17 protein-coding genes are annotated in these 20,739 nt (G+C 68.3%); 9 read left to right on the top strand and 8 right to left on the bottom strand.

Annotated features, from left to right (window positions below):
• The first annotated feature begins 43 nt into the window (after window positions 1-43).
• Complete coding sequence (locus ACTIL2_RS03510; protein ID WP_442336068.1) at window positions 44-601, top strand: hypothetical protein; 558 nt, start codon at window positions 44-46, stop codon at window positions 599-601.
• A 152-nt stretch (window positions 602-753) separates the two neighbouring features.
• A complete protein-coding gene (locus tag ACTIL2_RS03505) occupies window positions 754-1,041 on the top strand; it encodes a hypothetical protein (RefSeq protein ID WP_442336067.1) in 288 nt (95 codons plus the stop codon).
• 124 nt (window positions 1,042-1,165) lie between these two features.
• Here the strand turns inward: ACTIL2_RS03505 and trpS are convergent, their stop codons facing one another.
• Window positions 1,166-2,137: a tryptophan--tRNA ligase gene (gene trpS / locus ACTIL2_RS03500; RefSeq protein WP_442336066.1), complete on the bottom strand. Its 972-nt coding sequence runs from the start codon at window positions 2,135-2,137 to the stop codon at window positions 1,166-1,168.
• 501 nt (window positions 2,138-2,638) lie between these two features.
• Here trpS and ACTIL2_RS03495 point away from each other — a divergent pair.
• Together ACTIL2_RS03495 and ACTIL2_RS03490 are read left to right on the top strand one after the other, a co-directional pair.
• A complete protein-coding gene (locus tag ACTIL2_RS03495) occupies window positions 2,639-3,340 on the top strand; it encodes a hypothetical protein (RefSeq protein ID WP_442336065.1) in 702 nt (233 codons plus the stop codon).
• Between the two features lie 163 nt (window positions 3,341-3,503).
• The gene (locus ACTIL2_RS03490) at window positions 3,504-4,319 is read left to right on the top strand and encodes a trimeric intracellular cation channel family protein (RefSeq protein WP_442336064.1); all 816 of its coding nucleotides are present in this window, start codon (window positions 3,504-3,506) and stop codon (window positions 4,317-4,319) included.
• A 39-nt stretch (window positions 4,320-4,358) separates the two neighbouring features.
• Here the strand turns inward: ACTIL2_RS03490 and ACTIL2_RS03485 are convergent, their stop codons facing one another.
• The 4 genes from ACTIL2_RS03485 to leuA all read right to left on the bottom strand — a co-directional run bounded on the left by ACTIL2_RS03485 (window position 4,359) and on the right by leuA (window position 10,148).
• On the bottom strand, window positions 4,359-5,180 hold the full coding sequence (locus ACTIL2_RS03485; RefSeq protein WP_442336063.1) for a type 1 glutamine amidotransferase: 822 nt from the start codon (window positions 5,178-5,180) through the stop codon (window positions 4,359-4,361).
• A complete protein-coding gene (locus ACTIL2_RS03480) occupies window positions 5,177-6,439 on the bottom strand; it encodes a MurT ligase domain-containing protein (protein ID WP_442336062.1) in 1,263 nt (420 codons plus the stop codon). Before ACTIL2_RS03480 ends, ACTIL2_RS03485 begins: the two co-directional genes overlap by 4 nt.
• Window positions 6,440-6,446: 7 nt before the next feature.
• On the bottom strand, window positions 6,447-8,204 hold the full coding sequence (locus ACTIL2_RS03475; protein ID WP_442336061.1) for a DNA polymerase III subunit epsilon: 1,758 nt from the start codon (window positions 8,202-8,204) through the stop codon (window positions 6,447-6,449).
• A gap of 99 nt (window positions 8,205-8,303) precedes the next feature.
• Window positions 8,304-10,148, bottom strand: coding sequence for a 2-isopropylmalate synthase (gene leuA, locus ACTIL2_RS03470; RefSeq protein ID WP_442336060.1), 1,845 nt, complete (start codon window positions 10,146-10,148; stop codon window positions 8,304-8,306).
• A gap of 261 nt (window positions 10,149-10,409) precedes the next feature.
• Here leuA and ACTIL2_RS03465 point away from each other — a divergent pair, with 261 nt between their 5' ends.
• Window positions 10,410-11,702, top strand: a complete 1,293-nt coding sequence (locus tag ACTIL2_RS03465; RefSeq protein WP_442336059.1) for a hypothetical protein — start codon at window positions 10,410-10,412, stop codon at window positions 11,700-11,702.
• Between the two features lie 3 nt (window positions 11,703-11,705).
• On the opposite strand, the gene ACTIL2_RS03460 is transcribed toward ACTIL2_RS03465, so the two are convergent.
• Both ACTIL2_RS03460 and fepB read right to left on the bottom strand, forming a co-directional pair.
• Window positions 11,706-12,563, bottom strand: a complete 858-nt coding sequence (locus ACTIL2_RS03460) for a DMT family transporter (RefSeq protein WP_442336058.1) — start codon at window positions 12,561-12,563, stop codon at window positions 11,706-11,708.
• Between the two features lie 57 nt (window positions 12,564-12,620).
• Complete coding sequence (gene fepB, locus ACTIL2_RS03455; protein WP_442336057.1) at window positions 12,621-13,688, bottom strand: Fe2+-enterobactin ABC transporter substrate-binding protein; 1,068 nt, start codon at window positions 13,686-13,688, stop codon at window positions 12,621-12,623.
• Between the two features lie 150 nt (window positions 13,689-13,838).
• Between fepB and ACTIL2_RS03450 the strand changes: the two genes are divergently transcribed.
• The 4 genes from ACTIL2_RS03450 (at window position 13,839) to ACTIL2_RS03435 (ending at window position 19,711) form a co-directional block, all read left to right on the top strand.
• Window positions 13,839-15,806, top strand: a complete 1,968-nt coding sequence (locus ACTIL2_RS03450) for a siderophore-interacting protein (RefSeq protein WP_442336056.1) — start codon at window positions 13,839-13,841, stop codon at window positions 15,804-15,806.
• Window positions 15,807-15,906: 100 nt separating this feature from the next.
• Window positions 15,907-17,181 (top strand): aspartate kinase, encoded by a 1,275-nt coding sequence (locus ACTIL2_RS03445; protein ID WP_442336094.1) that lies wholly within the window; start codon window positions 15,907-15,909, stop codon window positions 17,179-17,181.
• Window positions 17,182-17,209: 28 nt separating this feature from the next.
• Entirely contained in the window at window positions 17,210-18,247 is a 1,038-nt protein-coding gene (locus tag ACTIL2_RS03440) for an aspartate-semialdehyde dehydrogenase (protein ID WP_442336055.1), read from the top strand.
• Between the two features lie 150 nt (window positions 18,248-18,397).
• Complete coding sequence (locus ACTIL2_RS03435) at window positions 18,398-19,711, top strand: aspartate aminotransferase family protein (protein ID WP_442336093.1); 1,314 nt, start codon at window positions 18,398-18,400, stop codon at window positions 19,709-19,711.
• On the opposite strand, the gene ACTIL2_RS03430 is transcribed toward ACTIL2_RS03435, so the two are convergent.
• Window positions 19,712-20,737, bottom strand: a complete 1,026-nt coding sequence (locus ACTIL2_RS03430; protein WP_442336054.1) for a ferrochelatase — start codon at window positions 20,735-20,737, stop codon at window positions 19,712-19,714.
• Window positions 20,738-20,739: the final 2 nt, after the last annotated feature.

Below are 20,739 nucleotides of genomic sequence, written 5' to 3'. Positions count from 1 at the left end.
GCTGTCAGGCGGAGGTGTGCCCGGTCGCGTACCGTTGGTACCGATGAACCATGACGTGAACAGGCAGTGTGTCCTCGTCATCGGCGGGACCGGGATGCTGCGCTCCGCCGTCAGGGGACTGGTGGGACGCGGCGACCCGGTGATTGCCGTGGCCCGGCGTCCGCAACGCGGTGCGCCGGACGGCGACGGGACATTCATACCGGTCGAGGGGGACTGGAGCAGGCCGGACGAGCTGGTTGACGGGATCCGCGGGGCGTTGGACGCTCACGGTATCCGGTCGTCGGATATCGCCGGTGCGATCGTGTGGGTGCATTCGCCGTACCGTCAGCCGGTCCTGGATAAGTTGGAGGGGCTGCTTCCCCTGGACGCCATTGTCCTGCAGTTGTGGGGGAGCGGGTTTCAGGATCCCCGGGAGGTGGCGGGGGAGTCGGTCGAGCGACCGTGGATCATGCGGCACCTGTTCCTGGGGTACCAGCGTGATTCGGGTGTATCACGGTGGCTCACGGACGACGAGATCTCTGAGGCAACCGTGCAGGCGTGGGACGGTGCCAATGACCGTGTGATCGCCGGCCACCTCGACCCGTGGGATGAACGGCCGTAGCTGCGGTCAGGTTGCGTCGAAGGAATCACAGGGTTCCCGGCAGTAACTCCGCACTCCCGTGTCACATGTCTCCCACTGCTGTCCGAGGTTCGGGCGGCAGACTCCGTGGGTGTCAGAGACACCGAGACACTGAAACACCGTAGGAGGCACTGATGGGCACGGACGACAGTCTGGACAACCGCGCGGACGGCAGTGCGGGCAGCACCGGATCACGTGGCAACGGGCTACGGCACCGATTCCGCAACTTCATGCAGAAGGCAGCCAGGAACGGCAACCGTGGTGGGAGTGACGACGGCATTCCCGAGGAGGGCCGGACCACGGAGGAGCGGGCCGGCGAGGATCAGGGCGTGCGGTTCGAGATTGCCGATGCCCACAGGCGGCGGCACATTCGACAGGGCTTCCCGGGGGCCGCGCCCGCTTACCGTGCGGCGGTCATTTAGGTCGGCGCGCGGCCGGGCTCGCCGAAGACCGAGGGACAATTGAGCACACCCACAGCCAGCACTTCGCTGGCAGCAACCGAGACATCGAGGCCGTCTCCCACGTGAAGTAGGGACTGTGGGCGGCTCAGTACACCATCCCCATCACGTCCTGCACCGTCCGCAGCGTCTCCCCGGCGACGGCGTTTGCGCGCTCGTTGCCCTCGCGGAGAACGTCCAGCAGGTAGCCAGGATCCGCAATCAGTTCCGCGCGCCGGGCACGGTGCTCGGACAGGTGCCCGTTGATGGCCTCTGTCACCACACGTTTCAACTCCCCGGCGCCGCGGTCGCCGATTCCTTCAGCGATCGCGCGGGGATCCTCCCCGGTGAATCCCGCGGCGATCGTCAGCAGGTTCGCCACACCGGGGCGTCCCACCGGGTCGAACGTGATCCGGCGCTCCCCGTCCGTCACCGCCTTCCGCACGATCCTCGCAGTTTCATCCGCCGTCGCGCCCAGGGCAATCGCGTTGCCGCGCGACTTGCTCATCTTCCGCCCGTCCGTGCCGGTGACCAACGGAGTGGAGGTCAGCAACGCCTCCGGCTCAGCGAACACCTGCGCACCGCTGGCGTAGCGGTCGTTGAACCGGCGTGCGATCACCCGGGCCAGCTCGATGTGGGGCAACTGGTCCTGTCCGACCGGTACCACGGTGCCGTGGCAGAACAGAATGTCGCAGGCCTGGTGCACCGGGTACGTCAGGAGCAGCCCGGACATGGCGCGGCCATTCTTCTCGGCGGACGCCGCAAGTTCGTCCTTCACCGTCGGATTGCGGTGCAGTTCCGCCTCGGTGACCAGGGACAGGAACGGCAGCATGAGCTGGTTGGCGGCGGGGACGGCGGAATGGGCGAAGATCGTGGTCCGGGACGGATCGATACCGGCGGCAAGGTAGTCCGCCAGAAGCCCCAGGACGTTACCGCGCAGGTCACCGAGGGAATCACGGTCGGTGATGACCTGGTAGTCGGCGATGAGCAGGAATGTGTCGACCCCCTTGTTCTGGAGGGTGACGCGGTTGCGCAGCGTCCCAGGTAATGGCCGATATGCAGGGGCCGGTCGGACGGTCACCGGTGAGGACGCGGAGGTTTCCCCGTCCGGAGGCGTCGGGGCCGTCGATGATCCGGTGGAGTTGGTCGCTGCGGTGTTGGGCGGTGGTGAGGGACGGGGTGTCCGTCATGGCTGTTCCTTCACGAGGTTTCGGTGGGTGGTCGGGGCCGTCCCCACCCGGCGAAGCAGCGCAGACACGCAAAAAGACGCCGCCCGTGGTGGGGCAGCGTCCGGAAATGAGTGCGGTTCATTCGGTGACTGCCCGTCAGGACAGCCACCACCAAGCCTGGGTCTTGCCGATTGAACTCACGGTCGGTGATCGTACACGGGGAACTGTGAGGTTGTCAGCGCAGCGCAACGTCCATACTGTGGGAAACCTGAGACGCAGAACTTCATGGAAGGAATGTATCGAGTATGCGTCGAACACGGCAGGCTTTCGTGCCCTTGGGTGCCCTCGGGCTCCTGTTCACTGCCGCTTGTGGTGAGGACGGAACCACGGACAAAGAGCAGGAATTCTCGGACGTGGCATTCGCAACCCACTCCGGTGATGTTGCGGACCTCGCAGGGACCGCCTCGATCAACCTTGCCCTCACAGCTCCGGCCGATGATCCCGTGTGGGACGGTATCCACGAATTCCATGTGGTCAACGACGCACCGAATGGTGGTGACCTCGTGCTGGCCGGGGACTCGGTTGAGCTCGACCCCGGGGATGAGGTCGGTGACGACCGCGTGGGTGCCGTGTTGGTCGATATCCCGGACGATGTGCAGGACCTCGAACTCTCCACGGTACGGGTGATGGTTGACGAGGGTGGCACCCTGGAGGACCACGATGTCGGCGACTGGAGCTTCCACCGCAACGAGGCCGAGTCCGCCCTCTCTCCTACCCACGACTACCCCGCGAGTGCTGCCGGGTGTGGGGAGCAGAAGCTCAACCTGAGCGCGGACCACGGCCCGGGAGTCGATATCGTTGACGTGGCCATTGATGCCCCAGGCGTAGACATCAACGATGTTCAGACTGTCCGCAACAGTACGGGGAATGGGGGAGTGGACTTCGACGTCAGCTTCACGCTCGACTGTGACCACGACGCCTACGATGTGTTCGCCGTCAGCCCGAGGATCACGGTCGGGGACGGCGGAAACGTCCACGAAGAAGCGCTGGCACCCATCCTCCTCGGCTACATGGACCTCACGGAGGAAGACGTGCAACGGTTCCGGGACCGGTGACGCCGGAGCCGCTCCACGACCGGCCGGGTGATGACGATAGTGTTGGGGCAACAAGTTCACTGTGTTTCCGCCAGTGACCGACTTCCCCCAACCCCCCCTTTTGACACGCTGAGGTGACTATGTATGACGGACCGTTCCGCGGTTCCGCGGATGCCAGGCTGACATGGACATAGCCGGCCTCGACCCGTCGATCGACGTCGTCTACCAGACCCTCGATCTGATCGGGATCTTCCTGTGCGGGATCATCGGCGGAACGATCGCCCGTGCCCGTAACTTCGACCTGGTCGGGATGGCCTTCCTTGCCATCACCACGGCACTCGGCGGAGGCATGATCCGTGACGTTCTCATTGACGCCGGTCCACCCGCCGCGCTGGTCAACCCCTGGTACTTCGCTATGGCACTGGCCGGGTCCCTCCTCTCGGCCCTGGTCCGTTTCGACAGCAGGGGATGGGAGGTCTTCCGGGTCCACAGCGACGCCGTTGTGCTCGGGGTGTGGGCGGTCACCGGATCCACCAAAGCCCTGGCCAACGACCTGCTCTGGTCGTCGGCGCTCTTCCTCGGTGTGATCACCGTCGTTGGCGGAGGCATGATCCGGGACATGATGACCGGTTCCGTCCCCGCCGTCTTCGGTGGCACCACCCTGTACGCCACTCCCGCCGTCTTCACCGCGGGACTCATGGTGGGGACGTACGCGCTGCATGACAGCGGTGCCCTCCCCGACTTCCCCGTCCTTGCCACCGGAATGATTCTGTCGTCGGTGGTCGGTTCCGGCGTGGTGATCCTGGCGTACTGGCGCGGCTGGAAACTCCCGGGTACCCAGGTCGTGGCGCTGTCCTCGCTCCCCGGTGTGCGTCAGCCCATCGGCCTGGCCCGTGCCATGCGGCGTCGGCGGCGCCGGATGCGGGCGGAACGGATGGAGCGCCGGGAACTCAGGAGATCAGGACGCACCCCACCGGGCACAGAGGTCACCGACGACTGATGCGCGGGATGCACCCGTCCCGGACCTCTCCCCGGACCCCTACGCCTGCAGGCGCTCGGAGCGCAGCTGCGTGACCTCGGCATCCAACTGGGCCGCGAAGTCGCTGGTGAACGACGGCAGCTCATCGAGCGTCGTCTCCATCGCCGCAGCCAGCAGCAGGTCCGCCAGCTGCGGATTCCGGGCCAGTACGGGACCGTGCATGTACGTCGCCACGATGGAGCCCTGCACCGCGCCCTCGAAGTAGACCTCCTTGCCGGCCCGGTCATGTCCCAGACCACCGGAGAGGGCGCCATGGGCATCCGTGTTGCCCACCCCCTCGGTCACGTAGCCCAGGGGAGTCGCGTCCGGTCCCAGCAGCGTCGCCCCCTGGTGGTTCGCGAACCCGGTCAGCGGCTCGGTCAGAACCCCGGCCGAGCCCACGGAGCCCGCGGTCAGCCCGAACCCCTTCAGGTTCGGGTCGGAGCGCAGCTCACCGATCGTCCGGTTCTGCAGCGACGACGTCGTCGCGTCCAGCAGCCCCAGTCCGTCCACCATCCGGTCGGAGGCGCGGAAGGACTGGCCGAAGACCTGCAGGCCGGCACAGATCGCCAGCACGGGACGTCCTGCCTGCACCGCGCGGGTCATTGCCCCGTCGGCGAGAAGGTGGTCCGCGGCGAGGATCTGCGCCACATCCTCACCGCCACCCACGGTGTAGATGTCCAGTGACTCCGGCACCGCGTCGCCCAGGTTGACCGTGTGGATCTCCGCGCTGATGCCACGCATCCGCGCCCGCTGGCGCAGCACGAGGGCATTGCCGTCGTCACCGTAGGTGCCCAGCACATCCGGCAGGACGAGCCCGATGTTCAACGTTGCTTCCTTCACTGGGAAATCTCCTTCTGCAGGTTCTTGCGCAGGTCACGGAAGGCGGTGTAGTTCGCCAGTACCTCCACGCGCCCCGGAGGGCACGCCCGGATCGCCGCCACGGTGTCCTCGACGGTGTCATGCTCCACCCCGGCATAGCCCAGCCGGACCGCCAGGTCCGACGACCGTTCCCCGGCGGCCACCACCTTCAGCGACTCGAAGTTCTCGAACTTCACGTCCCACAGCCACGACAGGTCCTGCCCGTCAGCGACCTGCCCGTTGACCGAGATCACCAGGCCGTCGGCGGAGCGGTCGACCATCGACAGCGCCTCCTGCCAGCCAGCCGGGTTCTTCGCCAGCAGCAGGTGCACCTCGCGCCCGTCGAGGTTGACGGTGGAGTAGCGTCCCGCGACATCGTCGACCCGCTCGGCGGCGGCCAGTGCCTGGTTCTCCCCGGTGCCGAGCGCCACCGCAGCGGCGATGGCCTGCGCCGCATTGCCGCGGTTCGCGGTGCCCGGCAGCTTCAGTGTCATCGGCAGCAGCTCGCCGGACGGTGTCGTCAATCCCTCGTCGCCGATCACCCAGGTCGGCTCGGGACGCCGGAACTCACGGCCGTCCGGCAGCTTCTTCACCGCGAACCAGTCCGGTGACCCGTCCTCCTTCTCGGTGCGGACCACCGCGCCACCGGTGCGTGGGCAGGACGTCGAATCCCCGGTGAACCCCACCCCGGCGGACACCCACTGCACGTTCGGGCTGTCCCAGGCCACGGACGTGACCTGGACGTCATCGCAGTTCGCGATGATGGTCATGTCCGGACGCTTCTCCGCGAACTCACGCAGGACGCGCTCGATCTTGTTGATCTCCCCGACACGGTCGAGCTGGTCGCGCGAGAGATTCAGCAGTACCAGCACCGAGCAGTCGAGTTTCTCGCCGATGCTCGGAACGTGGAGTTCGTCGACCTCCAGGACCATCCGCTCAGCACCGCGTCCGGCCAGCAGCGCCGAGATCACGCCGGCATCCATGTTGTCGCCGCCGTCGTTCGTGGCGACGGTGCCCAACGAGCGGGTTGCCTCGGCGAGCATCCGGGTGGTCGTGGACTTGCCGTTGGTGCCGGTGACGATCGCGCACGGCCGTCCCACCCCGAGCTGCTCCATGAGCTTGGGGTCGATGAAGTTGGCCACGAGACCGCCGATCATGCCGCCGGAACCGCGTCCCGTCTTCTTCGATGCCCATGTCGCCGCATCCGCGGCCTTGACGGCCACTGAGGTCAACAGCCCCATTGGTGGATCACCCCTGCTTCTGGTTGTTGTTCTGGCCTGAGCCGCGCCGTCTGCGGCGGCGGTTCTGGGAGGCCTGGCCTGAGCCCTTGCCCACCTGCTTGGCCTGGCCCCCCTGCTTGTTCTGGTTGGCCTGGCCGCCCTGGTTGTTCTGGCCGCCCTTGCCGGAGCCGTTCCCACGACCCTTGCCGCCACGGTTGCCGCGGTTGCCGCCCTTGCCCTTGCCGTTACGGTTGCCGCCGCGCCCACGGCCTCCGCCGCCGCGTCCCTGTCCGGTCTGCGGTGCGGGGATCTTCGGGGTGGCGGGGCGGGCGTCCGCGCCTTTGATGTCGGTGGAGCCGGGAGCGACGTCATCCAGGGCACCGAGGAACTCGACGTCGGTGAGCAGCGGGATGTTCTTGCGCTCACCATGCATCGCCTTGCCGCGCAGCGGGTGGTTGCCGTTGCACACGACCAGGCTGGACGTCCGGTTCAGTTTCTCGCTGTACACCAGCCCGGCCCGCATCGCGGAGTTGATCAGGACGTCGGGGTCGGTGGAGACGTCCGGGCTGACCACGAACTCCATGCCCTGGACAAGGCGGAAGCTGTCGGGAGTGCCAGGGTTGCCGAAGGGCCGCGGCGACGTTGTCGCGTCCACCCGGACGATGCTGCGCTGCAGGCCGAACCGGTCGGCCGTCAGGTCGGAGGGGTCAGCGACGGAGATACCGCCGGGACCGTTGTCGTCCGAGCCGCCGGCGACCGCCAGGTCCCTCTGTGTGCTGTACAGCGGGAAGAGGATGCGATTGTCGGCCAGGAGGATGTCGTCGGGAACCAGGTCGGCGCGTTCACCGCTCGATGCCGCCCCGATACCGGGGAGTGCGTCGGCGGGCAGGTCCAGGCCATGATCCCGGACGTAGACGTCGGCGATGCTGCGCAGCCGCGGGTCCTCCACGGTCACGGACTGGCGCCGGGCGGTGCCGAGCGTGTCGATGATCCGTTCCGGCACGGGTACGGCGATCTTCTTCGGACGCCGCTGGTTGCGCCGGCGCCCGCGGGATCCGCCGCGCTGGTTGCCGCGGTTGGCGGCACGCTGTGCCCGACGGTACTCGTACTGGATGAATCCCCAGGTCAAGGGGATGTTATGGCAGATCAGGGTGCGGCCGTCGATGAGATCGAACAGCAGCGAGGCCACCGTGGCGAAACCAGGGGCCTGGCCCAGGTCGGCCTCGGTGTACCCGTGCAGGTGCCACGGCCCGGGGTCCTCGCCCGGGTTGATCTGCTGCACGATGCCCGTCACCGCCCCCTCCGGGCCGGTCGCGTCCCGGAGGGCGGAGGCGTTGGGGTCGGCGGAGGCCGGACGGTTCCCGGCGACCCCGATCCGCTGGCCGTCCGCGGAGTGGAGGGTGGCGGAGAATGCCACCATGCGTGAGGTCGACGGGTGAATGCCGGACGCAGCCACCGTGATCTCGACGAACGGGGCGTCCTCCGCCGACGGCAGTGAGCCGTGGAAGGTCTTCGGGATGTTGCGTCCGTTGGCGGTGGACGATGGCCGCGGCCCGTCCTGCTCCGTGCCGGACGGGGGACCCGGGGCCGCGTCCTGCTGCTCCGCGGGCGAGGGACGGGACGCCGCGAGGTTCTCCGCGCGCTCGCGTGCCTGCTGCGACGGGGGAGCCGAACGGCGGTGGACCTGGCGGCGGCGCCGTCGTCGGGAGCGGTTGGTTCCGCTGTCCGGAGCACCGGGTGAAGTGCCGTCAGCGCCGTCGTCGGCGCCGGAACCGGTGGATGTCATGGATCACATCATACGTTCTGCGGCCCGGTGCGCCTAAGAGCGACCCGGCGCGGGGCCCACGGCAGGGGGCCTGCGGCCCCGGGGGAGCCCTGCGCGTGCCTACAGCGCGGGTGCAGCCACCGGCTCGGCGGCACGGGCACGGTTCACACTGGAGGTGATCGCCTTCAGCGAGGCGTAGGTGATCGAGTTGGCGATGCCGACGCCCCATACCTTCTGCCCGTTGACCTCGGCCAGCACGTAGGCCGCGGCCTCGGCGTCGTCGCCGGCGGTACGGGCGTGCTGGGAGTACTCCTGCACCTCCACGTCGACACCCAGCGACTCCAGGGCCTGGCAGTAGGCGTTGACGGGGCCGTTGCCGCGTCCCTGGACGGTCCTGGTCTCGCCCTCCCACTCGATCTCGGCGGTGACCTTGGTCTCCGAGCCCTCGGTCTGCGGGCCGTCGACGGTCACGGAGATCTGCTCCAGGGGGGTGTCGCGGTCCAGGTACTCGCCGGTGAAGATGTCCCACATCGCCTTGGAGCTGACCTCGCCTCCCTCGGCATCGGTCACGGTCTGCACCACGGTGGAGAACTCGACCTGCATCGGGCGGGGCAGTTCCAGGCCGTGGTCGGTCTTCATGATGTACGCCACGCCGCCCTTGCCGGACTGCGAGTTCACCCGGATCACGGCCTCGTAGCTGCGGCCGATGTCCTTCGGGTCGATCGGCAGGTACGGGACCTCCCACTGGACCTGGCGGAACTGCTCGTCGGTGATCTCGTTGGCGTGGTGGCCGGGCTGCGCCTCATCGGCCATGTAGTCCATGCCCTTGTTGATGGCGTCCTGGTGGGAGCCGGAGAAGGCGGTGAACACCAGGTCGCCGCCGTAGGGCTGGCGCTCCGGGACCTCCAGCTGGTTGCAGTACTCCACCGTGCGGCGGATCTCCTCGATGTCGGAGAAGTCGATCTGCGGGTCCACGCCCTGGGTGAACATGTTCAGACCCAGGGTCACCAGGTCCACGTTGCCGGTGCGCTCACCATTGCCGAACAGGCAGCCCTCGATGCGGTCCGCGCCCGCCATGTAGCCCAGCTCGGCGGTGGCCACGCCGGTGCCGCGGTCGTTGTGGGGGTGCAGCGACAGGATCACCGAGTCACGGCGTGCGATGTTGCGGCTCATCCACTCGATGCCGTCGGCGTAGACGTTCGGGGTGATCATCTCCACGGTGGAGGGCAGGTTGATGATCATCGGGTTGTCCGGGGTCGGCTCCATGATCCCGATGACCGCGTCGCAGACCTCCCGGGCGTACTCGACCTCGGTGCCGGTGTAGGACTCCGGGGAGTACTGCCAGCGCCAGTTGGTCTCCGGGTAGTCCTGGGCGACCTCCCTGATCAGTTCGGCCGCGTCCGTCGCCAGCTTCTTGATGGCGGGCTTGTCCTTCCGGAACACGACCTTGCGCTGCAGGATGGAGGTGGAGTTGTAGAAGTGCACGATCACGTTCTTCGCGCCCTCGCAGGCCTCGAAGGTGCGTCGGATCAGGTGCTCGCGGGCCTGGACCAGGACCTGGATGGTGACGTCCTCGGGGATCTTGTCCTGCTCGATGATCTCGCGGACGAAGTCGAAGTCGGTCTGGGAGGCGGACGGGAACCCGACCTCGATCTCCTTGTAGCCCATGGTGATCAGCAGGTCGAACATGCGGCGCTTGCGCTCGGGGCTCATCGGGTCGATCAGGGCCTGGTTGCCGTCACGCAGGTCCACCGCGCACCACTGGGGGGCCTTGTCGATGACCTTGTTCGGCCAGGTGCGGTCGGGCAGCTGGAAGGTCTCGACCTCGGTGAAGTGCGGCTGGTAGCGGTGTACCGGCATCTGGGACGGACGCTGCTTGTTCCAGGCCTTCTGGCCCTCGGGAATGTCGCCGGCGGGGGTGGAGATGCGGGCGGGGGCCGAGATGAAGGAATCGGTGGGGGTCATGGTCTTGCTCCTTGGCAATCGGTGGAAGTGTGTTTTCTACACCGACCGGCACGACTCAACTCCGCGACGGGGAGCCGGTCGGATTTAGAACCTGACCCCGCCGCGGCAGAGAAGGAGAAGCTGCGCGCGCGAGTAATTCATGTCGACGACAGTAACACGGGGGCACCGGCGACCGACAAGCCAGCAGTGTGACCGGGGTTACTTTCCGGGGTTGCCCGGGGGCACGCCGCACTCTGCCGCGGGACGGTAGGCTCATCGGTCATGAGTTCCACCGTCCCCGAGCGCCCCCGGGTGTCCGACGCCGTCATCCCGGTCGCCGCAGCCGTGTCGGCGCTGGTGACCGGGCTGCTGCAACTGCTGGCGATGCAGGTGTGGGGTGGGCGCCGCGGTATGGACCTGCGGGACGTCCTGATGCAGTGGGACTCCCAGTGGATGACGCTGATCTCGGAGTACGGGTACTCCGGCTTCGTGATGTCGGCCGACCAGACCGATCCCGTCGAATGGGAGTCGGTGGCCTTCTTTCCCGGCTACCCGGTGCTGGTCAGGATCGTCGCCGCACCCTCCGCCGTCCTCGACGGCACCGACTCCACCTACATCGCCGCCCTGGTGGTCTCGGCGGTGGCGTCGCTGCTGCTCGCCTGGGGTGCCTCGCGCCTCGCGACCGACATGTGGGAACGCATGCGGGGGAGGTCGGGACGGCCGTCGGTCGGTGCCTCGGTCTGCCTGACCGCCACCGTGACGGTGCTGGTCTTCGGTGCGCCGATGGGCGTCGTCTACTGGATGCCCTACTCCGAGGGACTGTTCACCGCGCTGACCGTGTGGACGCTGGTGTTCCTGCTGCGGCGCAGGTACCTGGTGGCGGGGGCCCTGGTGCTCCTCGCCGGACTGACCAGGCTCACGGCCGCGGCGTTGATCCTGGTGCTGTGCATCGCCGCGGTGATGGAGGCGCGGGAATGGTGGAGGGCCAGGCAGGACCCGGAGGCGCCCGCTGCGTCCCGGCCGGCGTTCCCGGCGCGTGCGGTCGCTGCGCCCGTGATCGGTTCACTCGGCATCATCGCCTACCTGGTCTGGGCGAACAACGCCGTCGCCGAGATCGGCGGCTACTTCGCCGCCCAGGAGCGCGGTTGGCATTCGGGCTTCGACGTCGGGGCGGCGACCCTCCGCTGGCTGGCGGGGAACCTCAGCGGTGACACGACCGGCTACGTGGTCTCCAGCTGGTCCATGATCCTGGTCGCTCTGCTGTGCGCGGCGTCCGTGTGGCCGCTCGTGCGGGGCTGGATCCCGTGGCAGGTCTGGCTGACGGGTGTGGTGACCGCCGGTATCGTGCTGGGCTCGGACGGGATCATGCACTCGCGTCCCCGTCTGCTGCTGCTCCCCGTGCTCCTGCTGCTCCTGCCGTTCGTGGTGCGTGCGGTGCGGTGGGTCTGGGAGGGGCCGGCGTCCCGGCGGCGCACTGCGGGCCTGGGCGTGGTCGCGGTGTGCTGCGTCCTGTGGTGTGTCCTGGGTGTCTGGGTGTCGGGGCAGATGCTCATCGACTTCGACTACGCCATCTGACGCTCAGTCCACACCCTTGCGTGACAGCACCACCGTGGACACCACCATCACCACCAGCGCGGCGGCCATCAGCAGCCACCCCGCGCCCTCGGCCTGGAAACGTTCGCCCAGGATCGCGTAGCCCAGCATGAACGCCACGATCGGCTCGGTGATCGTCATCGCCGGCAGCGAGTTCTTCAGCGCACCGGCGTTGAAACTCGCCTGCTGCACCAGCGTCCCGATCACCGCCCCTGCCACGAGGCCGTAGATCTCCCAGCTGGTCAACAGGCCCGAGAGTCCGCCCCGGGTGAACTCGTCCACCACGGCCTTCGACAGCACCGCCACGTACCCCATGATCGCGCCGGTCAGGGCGCCGAGCAGCAGTGCCCGCTGCCGCGGCACCTGGCGTGACGCATACCAGGCGACCGCGACCATGACCACGATCCCGATGGCCAGCGCCAGCAGCCACCGGTTCAGCGGCGGGGTGGAGAGGCCGGGAAGCGGACGCCCCCAGACCACCAGAATGCCGACGGCCACGGTGAGCAGTCCCGCCCACGCCATCTCCTGGCGGGACACCCGGCGTCCGTCGAAGCGGGCCGCCAGGGGCAGGGTGAACATCAGTGACAGGACGAGGATGGGTTGGACCACGAGCAGCGTCCCGAATCCCAGGGCGACGATCTGCAGGCCGTACGCTGCCAGGGCACACAGGACGCCCGCCCACCAGAGTGGGCGGGCGAGCGCGGCGAGGACCGGCGTGCCGTGGGCGTCGTCGGGATCACCCGACGTCTGCTCCGCGGCCTGGTGACGGAGGATGGTCCCCCAGGCGACGGTGAGCGCTGACAGCAGGGCGAAGACGACAGCGAGGAGGTTGCTGTGCATCATCGAGAGTTCAGACTAGCCGACCTGCGGTCACGCCGGATACCTCGGTGGCCGCGGCACCTACGTGGTGAAGTACTCCTCGATCTGGTCGAGCATCGCCATCGCGCTGTAGAAGTCGATGCGGAAGGTCTCCGCACCGAACTCGAAGACACGGTCGTTCTCCACGGCGTAGGTGCCGCGGGCGGCCGGCTGGGCCTCCAGTTTCGACGACACGGAGCTGCCCGGGTCGGCGTTGGTGGCGAACACCGTCCTGCCGGTCAACCCCTTGTCCAGGTTCTCCGCGGTGACCTGGACAACGTCGGTGCGTCCCGCGTAGTCACCGTCGGTGCGGGCGACGCCCTCCCCCGGGACATCCAGGTCCCAGCCGAGCTCCTCGATGATCCGGCCCTGGGCCGACTCCGCGGTCATGAAGTTCAGGTTGCCGTCCGGGGTGGGCAGCACGAACTGGACGGGCTGCTCCGGCTCCTCGATGTTCCCGGACACTTCGGTGGCGCGGTCCTGGAAGTCCTGGATGGCGTCCGCGGCCTCGTCCTCGTGGCCGGTGATCTCGCCGAGCTGGGTGGTGACCTCGGTCCAGTCCTTGTCGGAGTAGTCCAGGACCACGGTCGGTGCGACGTCCTTCAGACGGTCGTAGAGGGGCAGGGCGGAGTCGGCGCCGAAGGCGGAGACCACGATCAGGTCGGGGTCCTGGTTGATGACCTTCTCGAAGTCGATGTCCTGGAGTTCCCCCACCGGTTCCACGTCGTTCTCGTCGGCGATCCCGGCCCACTGGCTGAAGAAGCCCTTGTCGTCGGAGGTCGGACCGACGGCGGCGGTTCCGGAGCCGACGACCGGGGCGTCGATGGACAGCAGGCTGCCGGTGAGGGTCGCGGCGGTGGAGACGATCTTCTCCGGCTTCCCCGGGATCTCCACCTCCTCGGTCTCGCCCGTCGGGGTGCCGTTGTCGACCGCGATGGAGTCGACGGACCGGGGCCAGTCACCGTCGGAATCCGAGGCTGAGGAGCCGGAGCCGTCGCCGGAATCGTCGTCGCTGGAACACGAAACGACACTGAAAGCCAGGCTGGTTGCGGCGAGCGCGCCGATGATGCGGCGGCCCGCACGACGGCTCAGGGTGGGTTGATGGGACATGTTCTCTCCTAGTGAACGTCGCTCCCCGGGTGGGGAAACGGAACAACAAGTTATCCTAACCTCTGTAGTGTGGCGTGCGCCATCACTACACCGTCGCCGCCACCCCGCCGCGGAACGGATCGACCGACCAGAAGGACCCGGAGGCCACACATGCCACGCATCAGCCGTGACACCGACATCTACCCCATCACCATGCGTGAACTGGAGGTCCTCAGTGTCGAGGACATCACCCCCGGCATGCGCCGGGTCACCTTCGGAGGGGAGGGGCTGCTGGCCCACGAGCGCGACGGCGAGCAGGTGCCCGCGATCGTGTCCGACGGCTTCGACGACGACATGCGCATCATCTTCCCGGACCCGGTGACCGGGGAACGCCCCTACCCGGCATCGCTGGGCGACGGCAGGCTCGACTGGAACGCCGAGGTCAACGACCTTTTCAGGACGTACACCGTGCGGAAATGGAGCCCCGACGCCGGGGAGTACGGGGAACTCGTCGTCGACTTCGCACGCCACGGTACGGGGCTCGCGGAGGACTGGTCGTCCACGGCGGTCCCCGGCGGCAGGGTGTACGCGGCCGGGCCGAAGAACTGCGGATCCCTGCCGGTGCACACCGACTGGCTGCTGCTCGTCGGTGACGACACCGCGCTCCCGGCCATCGGCCGGTGCCTGGAGGAGACCCCCGCAGGGCACCGGGTGATCGCCGTGGTCGAGGTCGCAGACCGTGCCGACATCCAGCACGACCTGGCCGGGGTTGCCTGTGCGGAGACCCTGGACCTGCACTGGGTGGTCCGTGCGGAAGGTGGGGACTTCACCGAGGAACTGCTGGCGGTCGCGGGCGGCGGGGGCGGGCTGCCGTCCGGCGTGCCATTCGTGTGGGCCGCCGGTGAGTCGAAGCGGCTGAAGACGGTCCGCAGGTTCGTCAAGGAGGCCGGGGTCCCGCGCGAGCACGTGGAGATCACCGGCTACTGGCGGAAGAACGACGCCGTGGCGGTGGACGGGAACGAGTCCGGTACCGGGGAGAAGGAGCCGGCGACGTCCAGTCTGGCGCCCCTGATGCAGCTCCACGAGATGGCCGAGGTCGCGCCCGGGTTCGCCCTGCGTGCCGCGGCGGGCCTGGGCATCTTCGAGGCCGTGGACACCGCCGTCGAGCAGCAGGGTGGTCCGGTCACCGCGGCGGCCGTGGCCGGTGCCGTCGGAGTGGACGTGGACATCCTCGTCCGGTTCCTGCGCTACCTCGAGTCCGTGTCACTGGTGGATCTCAGCGTGCCTGACGACAGCACCGGTGTGGGGGACACGACCGTGCTGCTGACGTCCCTGGGGCGCGAACTCGCCGACCCGGACGGTGCGGTGGCCAGGCTGACCGGCCCGGACTCGCTGCGGACGCTGGCCTGGCTGCACCTGGAGCAGGGCCTGCGCAGCGGCCGGCCCGTCGACGTCGGGGCAACCGGCCTGGACTGGGCCGGACTGCGCGCCCGGGACACCGCGGTGGTCGACACCCTCGCCGACGCCGAGGCCACCAGGGCGCAGTGGGTCGCGCCCGCCCTCGCCCAGGGCCTCGGTACCGTCGCCGCGGCTGCCGGTCCTGTCAGCACCATCGCCGTCGCCGGTGCGGGGGAGGGCGTCGCCGCGGCCGTCTACGCCGATGAACTGCTGCGCCACGACCCGGAGCTGGCGGTCAGCGTCCTGAACCTGGACGGTGGGGCAGGTGGCGGCCGCACCGTCGTGGCGGAGGAACGCCTGGCCCGCGAGGTTGGCGAGTCGCGCCGGGAGCGGTTCTCGGTGCAGGCGTGGACCCCGGGCGCCGGTGGTGCGGACGGGGGGTCCGTGGACCTGGTCGTCCTGGTCGACCCTTTCGCGCTCGCCGTGCCGCAGGACGTCCCCGCGCTGCTGTCGTCCGCGGCCTCGCGTGGGCGCGCCGTGGTCGTCATCTCCCGCCTGCTCGCGGAGAGCGGGGACGAGGACCACGACTACGAGGAGGACATCACCCGGCTCCTGCTCGACGGCCGGAGCGTCCCGACCAGGCGTGACCTGGGTCGGGCGATCGCGGAGGCCGGACTCACGGGGGTCGCCGACCGTCCGGTGGGTTGGGGTAGCCACGCGGTGGTCGCCGTGCCGTCCTGAGCGGCGTTGTGGAGGACACTCCCGGGCTACCGGGCACAGCACGTACTCAGGTAGTCTGAGTCTCGCGCACGAATCAAAACAGAAGGTGGAGCAAGGAACAGTGGCCCTGATCGTCCAGAAGTACGGCGGCTCGTCGTTGGAGAGCGCCGAGCGCATCCGGCGCGTCGCCCAGCGGATCGTGGAGACCAAGAAACAGGGCAATGACGTCGTCGTCGTCTGCTCCGCCATGGGCGACACCACCGATGAACTGCTCGACCTCGCCAACCAGGTCAACCCGGTTCCCCCGGGGCGTGAGATGGACATGCTGCTCACCGCCGGTGAGCGCATCTCCAACTCCCTGGTCGCCATGGCGATCGACTCCTTCGGTGCCGAGGCACAGTCCTTCACCGGCTCGCAGGCCGGCGTGATCACCACGGAGCGGCACGGCAACGCCCGCATCGTGGACGTCACCCCGGGTCGCGTCCGGGAGGCCCTCGACAACGGCATGATCTGCCTGGTCGCGGGCTTCCAGGGGGTCAACCGGGAGACCCGCGACATCACCACCCTGGGACGCGGCGGCTCCGACACCACCGCCGTGGCGCTGGCCGCCGCGCTGGACGCCGATGTCTGCGAGATCTACTCCGACGTCGACGGTGTGTACACCGCGGACCCGCGCATCGTCCCCAACGCCAAGCGACTGGACAGGATCTCCTTCGAGGAGATGCTGGAGATGGCCGCGGTCGGCGCCAAGATCCTGATGCTGCGCTGCGTGGAGTACGCTCGCGCGTTCAACGTCCCGATTCGTGTCCGTTCGTCATTCAGCAACGAGCCCGGCACCCTGGTGTCCGGATCATTGGAGGATATCCCCGTGGAAGAAGCAGTTCTGACCGGTGTGGCCCACGACCGTTCCGAGGCGAAGGTCACCGTCCTCGGCATCCCCGACAAGCCGGGCGAGGCCGCACGGGTCTTCCGCGCCCTGGCGGACGCCGAGATCAACATCGACATGGTGCTGCAGAACGTGTCCTCGGTGGCGGACAACCTCACCGACATCACGTTCACCTGCCCGCGGGAGGACGGCCCCCGCGCGGTCGAGCTGCTCAAGGGGCTGCAGGGCACCGAGGACCACCAGAAGTTCAGCCAGCTCCTCTACGACGACCAGGTCGGCAAGGTCTCCCTGGTGGGTGCGGGCATGAAGTCCCACCCCGGCGTGACCGCGGACTTCGCCGAGGCACTGCGCGACGTGGACATCAACATCGAGCTGATCTCCACCTCCGAGATCCGTATCTCTGTCCTGATCCGCGACACCGACCTGGACGCCGCCGTCGCCGCGCTGCACGAGCGTTTCCAGCTCGGTGGCGAGGAAGAGGCCACCGTGTACGCCGGTACCGGCCGATAGACACCGCACCGTCGAAAGGAACCAAGGAATGACCACTCTCGCCATCGTCGGCGCCACCGGCCAGGTCGGCCGCGTGATGCGCGACATCCTCGAGTCGCGCCCGTTCCCGCTGGAGAAGGTCCGCTTCTTCGCCTCCGCACGGTCCGCGGGCTCAGAAATCGAGTTTCGCGGGGACACGGTCGTGGTGGAGGACGTCGCGGCGACCCCGACGGAGGACCTGCGCGGCATCGACGTCGCCCTGTTCTCGGCGGGTGGTGCCACCTCAAAGGAGCACGCCCCCCGTTTCGCGGAAGCCGGTGCGACCGTGGTCGACAACTCCTCGGCGTGGCGCAAGGACCCCGAGGTCCCGCTGGTCGTCTCCGAGGTCAATCCGGGCGATGCGCAGAACGTGCCCAAGGGCATCATCGCCAACCCGAACTGCACCACCATGGCCGCGATGCCGGTGCTCGGCGCACTGCATGCCGAGGCCGGGCTGAGACGCCTCCACGTGTCCAGCTACCAGGCGGTCTCCGGATCCGGGCTGGCCGGGGTGAAGGCCCTGGCCGACCAGGTGCGTGCCAACCTGGACGTGCTCGAGCAGCTGGTCACAGACGGGTCCGCGCTGGAGGTCCCCGACGATGACCTCGGCCCGTACGCTGAGCCGATCGCCTTCAACGCCCTGCCCCTGGCCGGGAACCTGGTGGACGACGGCACACGGGAAACCGATGAGGAGCAGAAGCTCCGCAACGAGTCCCGCAAGATCCTGCACATCCCGGACCTTCCCGTGGCGGGCACCTGCGTGCGCGTACCCGTGTTCACCGGTCACACCATGACGGTCCACGCCGAGTTCGACAAGGCGATCAGCGACAAGCGGGCCGCAGAGGTCCTCGCCGGTGCGTCCGGTGTGAAGCTCCAGGAGGTCCCCACCCCGCTGGCGGCCGCCGGCATCGACGAGTCGCTGGTGGGACGTATCCGCCAGGACCAGTCGGTCGAGGGCAACCGGGGTCTGGTCCTGGTCGTGGCGGGGGACAACCTGCGCAAGGGTGCGGCTCTGAACACGATCCAGATCGCCGAGCTGCTGGTGTAGACCGCCCCGCTGCGCCGGGCGTTCCGGTTGCGGGGGCTGCCCGGGGCGCGCAAGGTCGTCAGCATGACGACCGCAGAAAGCACCACTGAAACCGCCACCGGCTCCGCCTTCGCACACAACGGCAATCCCTGGCCCGATGTAGAGCAGCACATGGTGCGCTACGGTGCGCCGCCCTACTTCCCGGAGATGATTGACCGGGCCGAGGGCAGCTACGTCTGCACCGAGTCCGGGCGGAGGATCCTCGACTTCACCTCGGGCCAGATGTGCGCCACGCTCGGGCACGCGCACCCGAGGATCGTCCGGACCGTCCAGGAGTCCTATCCGCGCCTGGACCACCTGTTCAGCGGGATGCTGTCGCGTCCCGTGGTGAATCTGTCCACCCGGCTGGCGCAGAAGGCCAGTGCGGTCACCGACATCGATCCGTCCACCGATCCACTGGAGAGGACACTGCTGCTCTCCACCGGTTCAGAGGCCAACGATGCTGCGATCCGCATGGCCAAGGCCATCACCGGAAAGTTCGAGGTCGTCTCGTTCAGCCGTTCCTGGCACGGGATCACCGCGGCCGCTGCCGGGGCCACGTACAGTTCCGCCCGGACAACGGGCACACCAGGGATGCCGGGGCAGATCGCGATCCCCACCCCCTACGACTACCGGCCGGACATCGAGGATCCGGAGGGGAACCTCGACTGGCGGCGCCTGCTGGACTTCGGCTTCGAGATGGTGGACGCCCAGTCGGTCGGCAGCCTGGCCGCATGCATCGTGGAACCGGTGATCTCCAGCGGTGGTGTCCTGGTCCCGCCGGACGGGTTCCTCGCCGCCTTGCGGGAGAAATGCCGTGAACGGGGCATGCTGATGATCCTCGATGAGGCGCAGACCGCCATGGGACGCACCGGTTCCTGGTTCGACTTCGAGCACGAGGGGGTCACCCCGGACATCCTCAGCCTGTCGAAGACCCTCGGTGCCGGCCTGCCCCTGGCAGCGGTGCTGACCACAGCGGCGCTGGAGCAGAAAGCGCACCACAACGGCTTCATCTTCTACACCTCCCACGTCAACGACCCGGTCGTTGCCGCGGTGGGGAACACCGTCCTGGACGTCATCGAGGACGAGGGTCTGCTGGACAATGCCGGCGAGCGTGCGGCGCAGCTCAGTGCCGGTCTGCGGGACCTGGTGGACCGCCACGACATTGTCGGGGACGCCCGGGGCCGCGGCCTGCTCCAGGGACTGGAGATCGTGGAGAGCTCCGCGTCCAAGGTCCGTTCGGAGACTCTGGGCAACCGGATCACCGACACGTGCTTCGACCTGGGCCTGCACATGAATATCGTCAACCTGCCCGGGATGGGTGGTGTGTTCCGTATCGCGCCACCGCTGACCGTGACTGCCGATGAGATCGATGAGGGGCTCACGATCCTCGGACAGGCGATCGAGGACGTTGAATCGGGTTGGCGGGCGGGGGATAAGGGGTAATTACTCCCCGGGGACGTCCGCCCAGTGCTCGTGGACCAGGTCCAGCACCAACCGCGTGAACTCCGGCTCCAGCCCGGGTGTTGCGGCGCGGACCATGGTCACCCCCAGCTCCGCAGCGGTCTCCGCAGCCTCGTTGTCCAGGTCCCACATGACCTCCATGTGGTCGGTGAGGAACCCGACGGGGCACAGGACGATGGGGCGCCGGTCGCCGTCGGCGGAGTCACCGGAGCCACCCACCGTGGCCTCCAGGTGGTCGCAGATGTCCGGTTCCAGCCACGGCACGTGCGGTGGGCCGGAGCGGGACTGCCACACCAGTTCCACGTCCGCGGCCTCCACACCGTCGTGGTCCTCCCCGTCGATGGCGAAGGAGCTGAGGGCACGGATCTCCCGGGCGGCGGTCAGCACCTGTCCTGAATAGCGGTGGGTGGAATCCGCCGAGGATGCCTCGTCCGCGGCGACCGGGATGGAATGTGCGGTGAACAGCAGACGGCCGTCCGCCTGCTGCGCGGCGGGCAGCGACGCACGCGCCTCGTCCACCAGTCGGGCGAACGCGGCGCGGAACAGGGGGTGGTCGTGGAACGGACAAATCTTCGTCATCGACGGCGGGGTGATCCCGGCGTCACGGCAGGACTGCAGGGCACGCTCGATGTCCTCGCGGTACTGGATGTCACCGGAGTAGCCGCCCCACGCGGACGTGGCCAGGACCAGTACCTCGGTGATCCCGTCGGCGACCATCCGCTTCGTCACGTCCTCGACGTACGGCTCCCAGTTCCGGTTGCCGAAGTAGACCGGAAGATCCACGCCACGTGCACCCAGTTCGGCGCGCAGATGATCGATGATCCCCAGGTTCTGGTCGTTGATCGGGCTCTTTCCCCCGAAGCGGTAGTAATGCTCGCCGACCTCGGCGAGACGGTCGCGGGGGATGCCGCGTCCCCGGGTGACGTTCTCGAGGAAAGGGAGGACGTCCTCGTCCTTCTCGGGACCCCCGAAGGAAAGGACGAGCAGTGCCCGTGTGCTGTGAGCCATGG

The organism is Corynebacterium sp. (assembly GCF_052107835.1).
Classification (GTDB): Bacteria; Actinomycetota; Actinomycetes; order Mycobacteriales; family Mycobacteriaceae; genus Corynebacterium.
The sequence above is the reverse complement of the archived record's forward strand: the minus strand, read 5'-3'. Positions and strand labels throughout refer to the sequence as shown.

What these genes read in the sequence shown, in the direction of transcription:
- ACTIL2_RS03510 (WP_442336068.1), top strand. Translation starts at nt 44, where the DNA reads ATGAACCATGACGTGAACAGGCAGTGTGTCCTCGTCATCGGCGGGACC.
- ACTIL2_RS03505 (WP_442336067.1), top strand. Translation starts at nt 754, where the DNA reads ATGGGCACGGACGACAGTCTGGACAACCGCGCGGACGGCAGTGCGGGC.
- ACTIL2_RS03490 (WP_442336064.1), top strand. Translation starts at nt 3,504, where the DNA reads ATGGACATAGCCGGCCTCGACCCGTCGATCGACGTCGTCTACCAGACC.
- ACTIL2_RS03480 (WP_442336062.1), bottom strand. Translation starts at nt 6,439, where the DNA reads ATGGGGCTGTTGACCTCAGTGGCCGTCAAGGCCGCGGATGCGGCGACA.
- ACTIL2_RS03475 (WP_442336061.1), bottom strand. Translation starts at nt 8,204, where the DNA reads ATGACATCCACCGGTTCCGGCGCCGACGACGGCGCTGACGGCACTTCA.
- leuA (WP_442336060.1), bottom strand. Translation starts at nt 10,148, where the DNA reads ATGACCCCCACCGATTCCTTCATCTCGGCCCCCGCCCGCATCTCCACC.
- ACTIL2_RS03465 (WP_442336059.1), top strand. Translation starts at nt 10,410, where the DNA reads ATGAGTTCCACCGTCCCCGAGCGCCCCCGGGTGTCCGACGCCGTCATC.
- ACTIL2_RS03460 (WP_442336058.1), bottom strand. Translation starts at nt 12,563, where the DNA reads ATGATGCACAGCAACCTCCTCGCTGTCGTCTTCGCCCTGCTGTCAGCG.
- fepB (WP_442336057.1), bottom strand. Translation starts at nt 13,688, where the DNA reads ATGTCCCATCAACCCACCCTGAGCCGTCGTGCGGGCCGCCGCATCATC.
- ACTIL2_RS03450 (WP_442336056.1), top strand. Translation starts at nt 13,839, where the DNA reads ATGCCACGCATCAGCCGTGACACCGACATCTACCCCATCACCATGCGT.
- ACTIL2_RS03440 (WP_442336055.1), top strand. Translation starts at nt 17,210, where the DNA reads ATGACCACTCTCGCCATCGTCGGCGCCACCGGCCAGGTCGGCCGCGTG.
- ACTIL2_RS03435 (WP_442336093.1), top strand. Translation starts at nt 18,398, where the DNA reads ATGGTGCGCTACGGTGCGCCGCCCTACTTCCCGGAGATGATTGACCGG.
- ACTIL2_RS03430 (WP_442336054.1), bottom strand. Translation starts at nt 20,737, where the DNA reads ATGGCTCACAGCACACGGGCACTGCTCGTCCTTTCCTTCGGGGGTCCC.